Origin of the sequence: Wenyingzhuangia sp. 2_MG-2023 (assembly GCF_030548295.1) — a bacterium.
Lineage (GTDB): Bacteria > Bacteroidota > Bacteroidia > Flavobacteriales > Flavobacteriaceae > Wenyingzhuangia.
In genome coordinates this window covers 1-231 of record NZ_JAUOSB010000221.1, presented here as the reverse complement: position 1 = coordinate 231, position 231 = coordinate 1, and the positions used below count along the sequence as shown (strand labels likewise).

At 34.2% G+C, this 231-nt stretch carries 1 pseudogene; it reads left to right on the top strand.

The features are described 5' to 3' along the window. A pseudogene (locus tag Q4548_RS17095) lies at positions 1 to 192 on the top strand (NADP-dependent oxidoreductase); the annotation flags it as partial. Positions 193 to 231 lie beyond the last annotated feature (39 nt).

Below are 231 nucleotides of genomic sequence, written 5' to 3'. Positions count from 1 at the left end.
TCTAAAAACACTGATTTTAAAGAAGGTGATTATGTTTCTGTTTTACTAGCTTGGAAAACAAAACAAATTTCTACAGGAGAAGGATTAAATAAAATAGATCATAACAAAGTTCCTTTAAGTGCATATTTAGGTGTTGTGGGAATGACTGGTTTAACGGCTTATTGTGGACTTACAGAAATAGGGAATCCAAAATAAGGAGAAACACTTGTGGTTTCTGGTGCAGCAGGTGCT